Origin of the sequence: Chitinophaga sp. (assembly GCF_036569185.1) — a bacterium.
Classification (GTDB): domain Bacteria; phylum Bacteroidota; class Bacteroidia; order Chitinophagales; family Chitinophagaceae; genus Chitinophaga.
In genome coordinates this window covers 1-6,646 of sequence record NZ_DATCRD010000192.1, presented here as the reverse complement: position 1 = coordinate 6,646, position 6,646 = coordinate 1, and the positions used below count along the sequence as shown (strand labels likewise).

At 48.4% G+C, this 6,646-nt stretch carries 8 protein-coding genes; 7 read left to right on the top strand and 1 reads right to left on the bottom strand.

What is annotated here, in order from left to right:
• The 5 genes from VIM72_RS14735 to VIM72_RS14715 form a co-directional block, all read left to right on the top strand.
• Positions 1-836 (top strand): HlyD family secretion protein (locus VIM72_RS14735; RefSeq protein ID WP_332003585.1); only part of this gene is annotated, 836 nt, incomplete at its 5' end.
• Positions 833-1,744 carry an ABC transporter ATP-binding protein gene (locus VIM72_RS14730; protein WP_332003584.1) on the top strand — a complete coding sequence of 304 codons (912 nt, stop codon included), beginning with the start codon at positions 833-835 and terminating at the stop codon, positions 1,742-1,744. The genes VIM72_RS14735 and VIM72_RS14730, both read left to right, overlap by 4 nt.
• A 10-nt stretch (positions 1,745-1,754) precedes the next feature.
• Positions 1,755-2,498, top strand: coding sequence for an ABC transporter ATP-binding protein (locus tag VIM72_RS14725; RefSeq protein WP_332003583.1), 744 nt, complete (start codon positions 1,755-1,757; stop codon positions 2,496-2,498).
• Between the two features lie 9 nt (positions 2,499-2,507).
• Positions 2,508-3,614: an ABC transporter permease gene (locus tag VIM72_RS14720; RefSeq protein ID WP_332003582.1), complete on the top strand. Its 1,107-nt coding sequence runs from the start codon at positions 2,508-2,510 to the stop codon at positions 3,612-3,614.
• Positions 3,611-4,726 (top strand): ABC transporter permease, encoded by a 1,116-nt coding sequence (locus VIM72_RS14715; protein WP_332003581.1) that lies wholly within the window; start codon positions 3,611-3,613, stop codon positions 4,724-4,726. Before VIM72_RS14720 ends, VIM72_RS14715 begins: the two co-directional genes overlap by 4 nt.
• 23 nt (positions 4,727-4,749) lie before the next feature.
• On the opposite strand, the gene VIM72_RS14710 is transcribed toward VIM72_RS14715, so the two are convergent.
• Positions 4,750-5,241 (bottom strand): MarR family winged helix-turn-helix transcriptional regulator, encoded by a 492-nt coding sequence (locus VIM72_RS14710; protein ID WP_332003580.1) that lies wholly within the window; start codon positions 5,239-5,241, stop codon positions 4,750-4,752.
• Positions 5,242-5,352: 111 nt separating this feature from the next.
• On the opposite strand from VIM72_RS14710, the gene VIM72_RS14705 reads away from it, so the two are divergent.
• Together VIM72_RS14705 and VIM72_RS14700 are read left to right on the top strand one after the other, a co-directional pair.
• Positions 5,353-5,850 (top strand): transposase, encoded by a 498-nt coding sequence (locus VIM72_RS14705; protein ID WP_332003579.1) that lies wholly within the window; start codon positions 5,353-5,355, stop codon positions 5,848-5,850.
• Between the two features lie 34 nt (positions 5,851-5,884).
• On the top strand, positions 5,885-6,646 hold a 762-nt coding region (locus VIM72_RS14700; RefSeq protein ID WP_332003578.1), incomplete at its 3' end, for an NAD(P)/FAD-dependent oxidoreductase.

Sequence of the window (6,646 nt, the reverse complement as noted above, 5' to 3'; positions counted from 1 at the left end):
CTGCAGAACAAAACGGCGAGATACAATCGTTCACCGTAAAAGAAGGCGATCAACTCGCCGCAGGCCAAACGGTTGGACAAATAGACGTGGCCATCCCTACGTTGCAGAAGGAACAGGTGCAGGCATCCATTAAGGCATTGCAGGAAAAAACCCATGACCCGGTACCGGAAAGGGAATTGGTACGGCGTCAGCTGCTGGTGCAGGAAGCACAGCTGCAACAACAATACCGCGAAAGAACGCGCACTGAAAACCTGGTAAAAAGCGATGCCGCCACACAGAAACAGCTGGATGATATCAATGCCCTTATTGTGCAAATGGAAAGACAGCTCAATGTAACCCGGCAACAGTTACAGCTCAATAATTCAAATATCTCTACACAAAACCGCAGCATTCTCAGTGAAAAAGCTCCGCTGGAAAAATCGCTGGCACAATTTGCAGAACAGATCCGCAAAGGACAGATCGTAAATCCTATCAGCGGCGTAGTGCTCCAGAGATATGCACTGCAGGGGGAAATGGCTACCACCGGGAAGCCGCTGTATAAGATCGCCAACATTGATACGCTTTACCTGAAGGCTTACGTAACCGGTGTTACCCTCCCGCAGATCAAACTGGGACAACAGGTGCAGGCACGGATCGACCAGGGTAAAAAGAATTACAAAACCTATCCTGGTGAAATCACCTGGATCTCCGGTAAATCTGAATTTACCCCTAAAACCATTCAAACAAAAAATGAGCGGGCCAACCTGGTATACGCCATCAAGGTAAGAGTAAAGAACGATGGCTATCTGAAAATAGGTATGTATGGTGAAATGCTGATCAATAAAGATTCCAAATGAGCGCGGTAACACTGGATCATATCACTAAAACCTACGATGAAGGCAGGGTGCTGGCAGTAGATGATGTTTCACTGCAGGTGGAGGAAGGAGAACTGTTTGGCCTCATTGGCCCGGACGGCGCGGGTAAAACATCCCTCTTCCGCATCCTCACCACGCTGCTGCTGCCGGATAAAGGCAGCGCTGCTGTACGCGGGTATGATTGCGTGAAAGACTATAAAGAGATCCGTAACAGGATCGGCTATATGCCCGGGAAATTTTCCCTGTACCAGGATCTTACGGTAAAGGAAAACCTTGATTTCTTTGCCACGCTCTTTGGCAGCACCATTGAAGGCAACTATGCGTTGATAAAAGATATCTATGAACAGATAAAACCGTTTAATGACCGTCGCGCCGGGAAGCTCAGCGGTGGCATGAAACAAAAGCTGGCCCTTTGTTGTGCGCTGATCCACAAACCGGAAGTATTATTTCTTGATGAACCTACCACCGGCGTAGATGTAGTATCGAGAAAAGAATTCTGGGAGATGTTGAAACGTTTGAAACAACAGGGCATCACCATCGTGGTATCCACCCCTTATATGGATGAAGCCGTGCTTTGCGAAAGGATTGCATTGATACAGAATGGTAAGATCATGTCGGTAGACACGCCCGACAATATCATGGCCGGCTTCCCCGTGAAGCTATACGCCATCAAGGCCGACAATATTTACAAACTGCTCACTGCACTGAGAAGCATGCCGGAAATAGACAGCAGCTTTGCGTTTGGGGAGTATATACATATTACGCTGAAAGATGACAACATCGATACGCTCCGGCAAAAAGTAGCGCAACAGGGACATACCAATGTGGATATAAAATTAATTCATCCCGGCATTGAGGATAGTTTTATCCGGTTAATGAACCAGGGCTAAAACAGGCATCATGGAAGAAAAAGTGATTGTATGTAAAGATCTCACCAAACGGTTCGGCGATTTTTATGCCGTTAATAAAATTTCTTTTGAAGTAGATAAAGGAGAGATCTTTGGTTTCCTGGGCGCTAACGGCGCCGGTAAAACCACTGCCATGCGCATTCTTTGCGGCCTCTCCCACCCTACCTCCGGGGAGGCCATGGTGGCCGGTTTCGATGTATATAAACAGGCAGAGGCCATCAAGAAGAATATCGGTTATATGAGCCAGAAATTCTCCCTGTATGAAAATCTTACCGTACTGGAGAATATTGAATTCTTCGGCGGCGTATATGGCGTTCCCGCTGCCGAGATCCGCCGGCGCAGCGATAACCTGGTGCAGCAATTAGGACTTACTGCAGAAGCAAAGAAACTCGTTGGGGCATTGCCGTTAGGATGGAAACAGAAGCTGGCTTTTTCGGTGGCCATCTTTCACCAGCCACGGATCGTATTTCTTGACGAACCCACCGGCGGCGTGGATCCCGTTACCAGGCGGCAGTTCTGGGATATGATCTACGAAGCGGCCGCCGGCGGCATCACCATCTTTGTAACCACACACTATATGGATGAAGCGGAATATTGCAACCGCGTCACTATTATGGTAGATGGGAAAGTGGAAGCGCTGGACTCTCCCGCCAACCTGAAAGCGCAGTTCAGGGCAGATAATATGGACGAAGTATTTTACCGGCTGGCCCGCGGGGCCAAAAGGTCGGGCGATTAAACCATTTGTATGAAACAGCTTCTTGTTTTTATCAGGAAAGAATTTTTTCATGTATTCCGCGACAGACGCACCTTACTGATCATGTTCGGTTTGCCGGTGGCGCAGATCGTGTTGTTTGGCTTTGCGCTCACCAGCGAGGTAAAGGATATTACGCTGACGGTAATTGATAATTCGCGGGATGTAAATACGCAGCAACTGGTCCGTAAAATAAGATCATCGTCCTATTTCGTCGTGAATGAAACCTCCATCGATTACAACGATATTGAAGACTCCTTTAAGAAAGGGAAGGCCAAATGCGCGCTGATCTTCCCGGCCGGCTTTGGCAACGACTTGCAGCATGGCGGTAAAGCCCAGCTCCAGATCATTGCCGACGGTTCCGATCCCAATACAGCCAAAACGGTAGTCAACTACATCACCGCCATCACTACGGCTTACCAGCAGGAGATCAGTCCCGCGCAACAGCTGCCTTATACCATCATTCCTGAAACCCGGATGCTGTATAATGAAGAAGGCAACGGCTCCCTGAACTTCATACCCGGTGTAATGGCACTGGTGCTCATGATTGTATGTACCGCGCTTACCTCGGTATCAGTAGTACGGGAAAAGGAACTGGGCACCATGGAAATATTACTGGTATCTCCCTTTAAACCGCTGATGGTATTGGTGGCCAAAGCCATTCCTTACCTGATATTATCGCTGGCCAATTTTATCCTCATCCTGGTGCTGGCAGTGTTTGTACTGGATGTGGGTATCAAAGGCAGCATCCTGCTGCTGTTTATGGAAAGTATGTTATTCATCATTACCTGCTTATCCTTCGGGCTGATGATCTCCAATACCACCAATTCCCAGCAAACCGCGCTGTTGTTGTCGATGATGGGCATGATGATCCCTACCATGATCTTTACGGGTTTTATGTTTCCCATAGAAAATATGCCGCTGGTGTTCCGGATCATCTCCAATATTATTCCCTCCCGCTGGTATTTCCTGATCATAAAATCGGTGATGCTGAAAGGACTTGGATTTGAATATGTATGGAAAGAAACGCTGGTACTGCTGGGCATGACTACCGTACTGCTCACCATTGCGCTTAAGAATTTTAAAACACGCTTATCATGAGAGTACTGCGTTATTTACTAAGGAAAGAGTTCAGGCAGATCTTCCGGGATAAAACCATCCTGGCCATGATGTTTGCCATGCCTACCATACAGCTGATCATTCTTCCACTGGCCATGAACTTTGATGTAAAAAGCGTGAACCTGGCCGTGGTCGACAATGATCACAGCTCTTATTCCCGGCAGCTGGTGGCTAAGATAGGTGCATCCGGTTACTTTAAAATAGTGGCGGCCGAGCCATCCTTTCAAACCGCCATCCGGTATATTGAAACCGAAAAGGCTGATGTAGTGCTGGAAATTCCGCCCAACTTTGAAAGCCATCTTATCAGGGAAGGGCAACAGCGTATAGGCGTATCCGTTGACGCCATCAACGGCACCAAAGCAGCCATAGGCGGCAACTATCTCCTCTTGGTAATTGCAGACTTTAATAAAGACATCCCTGTGAATGCCGGCAGGAACATGGCCGTACCCGCGGGTATGATAGATATTACCTATTCCAACTGGTTCAACCCTCTGGCAGAGTACCGGTTTTACGTAGTACCGGCGGTACTGGTGCTGTTGCTTACGCTGATCGGCGGGTTTATGTCCGCCTTAAATATTGTACGGGAGAAAGAAGTAGGTACTATCGAACAGATCAATGTGACCCCCATTCAAAAATGGGAATTCATACTCGGTAAGCTGATCCCGTTCTGGGTGGTAGGCATGATCGTATTTACACTGGGGCTGCTGGTAGCCTGGGGCGTATACGGGATATGGCCGGCAGGAAGTTTCCTGACGCTGTATGTATTTGCCGCCGTATACCTGGTAGCGTTGCTGGGCTTTGGGTTGCTGGTATCTACCTATACCAGCAACCAGTTACAGGCCATGTTTGTGGCGTTCTTTTTTGTAATGATCTTTATGCTGATGAGCGGCCTGTTTACCTCGGTAGACAGTATGCCGCCCTGGGCGAAGCTGATTGCCAATTTAACGCCGGTCACCCATTTTATCCGCGTGATCAGGATGATTGTACTAAAAGGCAGCGGCTTTGCAGACGTGTATATGGAGCTGTTGTACCTGGGAATATTTGCCATGGTGCTGAATGGCTGGGCTATATTTAATTACAGGAAAACAAGCTGAATATTTTTATGGAACCAGCGCACCTATAATTGTTTCGACGATCTTTTTTCATTCAACCCCGCAATCTGCTTTTTTGTAAACGCAATCACCGCTTCCAGGTATTTCTGAACGGTATCCAGCTCCGATACCGTAAACTCATCGTACAATTTTTCCACGTCGGCCATCATGTCCCGGAACGCCGGGCCGATCCGCTGAAAGGCTACTTCCCGGTTTAGCACCACCACTACTTTACGTCTGTCGACCGGGTCCCTTTCCCGCCTCACCAGGCCTTCCCTTTCCAGACGGTCAATCATCCCGGTAACCGATCCCGTCGATAAACCGCTTAGTTCCGAAAGCCTTCCGGCAGTCATTGATCCATGCTTCAGCAACAGGTCTATGTATTTATGATCCGTTGCTGCCAGTCCCGCGGCATGCGCAATAGACTGGTGCATGACCACTGTTAAGGTGGAAAATTCCTTGGTCAGTTCCTGTATCTGGTCCACTTTGGCGTTTCGCCCGATATTTTTTTTACCCACGATTTAAAAATATTTTTATCTTTGTCACAGAGATACTTTGTTAGGCAGATAAACTACTCTACTACAAAGATAATAAAAGTAACAGGTTATGAAACCGCAAATAAGAACAAAATGACTACGATCAACACCTATAGGGCGAGTATATGGTTATTCTTTGCCACCGCCCTTTATTTTGTAATGAACGGCGCCCAGCTTTGGGAAACCGCCCTTATGGTACCGGCGTGGACCGCCGCCCCGCCGGAATCGCTGTTCTTTTTCAAAGGCCCCTATGGGCTCGACTTTAAGTACTTCTGGATGATCGTGCATTCCGTTCATGAAGTGGTGCTGTTACTGGCCATCGCCTTTAACTGGCGGCTGCGGAGCCGGAGAAACATTATGCTCATTCTCTTTGTTATACACGTTGCTATGCGGGTATGGACACTGACCTACTTTGCCCCTACCCTTATGGGTTTCATGGCCCTGGAGATACGGCCGGGGACAGATGCAGCCCTACTGGAAAAAGCCACTACCTGGAAGTTGCTCAACTACCTGCGTGTAGGCATTTACGTGATGGTCAATATCGGCTACGCCCTGCTTCTGGTACGTGCTGTAAAACCCAAAGAGCAATAAGAAAACATTTACGGGACTATACAAACAATATTATATGAAAGGGAAAAAAGTATTGATCGCAGGGGCCGGAATTGCGGGGCCTGCATTGGCTATAGCGCTCATTGAACAGGGAGCCGAGGTGAGCATCATTGAAAGCCGCCAGAAAAGCCAGATGGAGGAAGGGCTGTTTATCGGTATATCACCAAACGGATTGAATATCCTGCGTGGATTGACCGACCTCTCCAGACTTTACGAGGATTACTGCCCGGGCACTATACATTTTCTGAATGCAAAGGGTAAATGTATCGCCAGCCTGGACACCGCCTACCAGAAGGAACAATATGGAGCGGAAGGCGTCCAGGTCAGAAGATCGGCTATCACCCGTCTTTTGCATGACCGGCTGGCCTCCCTGGGCGGTACCATCCAATATGATTGCCGGCTGGAATATATTGATGTTTCCGGGGAAAAAGTGTCCGTACGCACGTCCAGCGGCATACTAAGCGATTTTGATATACTGATTGGCGCTGATGGCATTCATTCAAGATGCAGGAGCATTGCATTTCCCCTCAGCCCGAAGCCCGCTTTTACAGAGCTTTTGTCTACTGGCGCTATTGTGAATATACCAGGCTGGCAGGATACCACCGGGGCTATTAACATGACCTTCGGAGAGCGTGCATTCTTTGCGTATGCTACCTCTAACAAAGGCGAGGTGTGGTGGTTCAACAACTTTTACCTGGAACAGGAACCGGACCGCAAAAAGATTGATCCCGCCCTGCAACAGGAAATCAAAACGGAGCTGCTGCAACTCCACCGGGAA

Excerpts from the sequence above, each read along its gene's own strand:
- VIM72_RS14730 (WP_332003584.1), top strand. The coding sequence starts at position 833 with ATGAGCGCGGTAACACTGGATCATATCACTAAAACCTACGATGAAGGC.
- VIM72_RS14725 (WP_332003583.1), top strand. The coding sequence starts at position 1,755 with ATGGAAGAAAAAGTGATTGTATGTAAAGATCTCACCAAACGGTTCGGC.
- VIM72_RS14720 (WP_332003582.1), top strand. The coding sequence starts at position 2,508 with ATGAAACAGCTTCTTGTTTTTATCAGGAAAGAATTTTTTCATGTATTC.
- VIM72_RS14715 (WP_332003581.1), top strand. The coding sequence starts at position 3,611 with ATGAGAGTACTGCGTTATTTACTAAGGAAAGAGTTCAGGCAGATCTTC.
- VIM72_RS14705 (WP_332003579.1), top strand. The coding sequence starts at position 5,353 with ATGACTACGATCAACACCTATAGGGCGAGTATATGGTTATTCTTTGCC.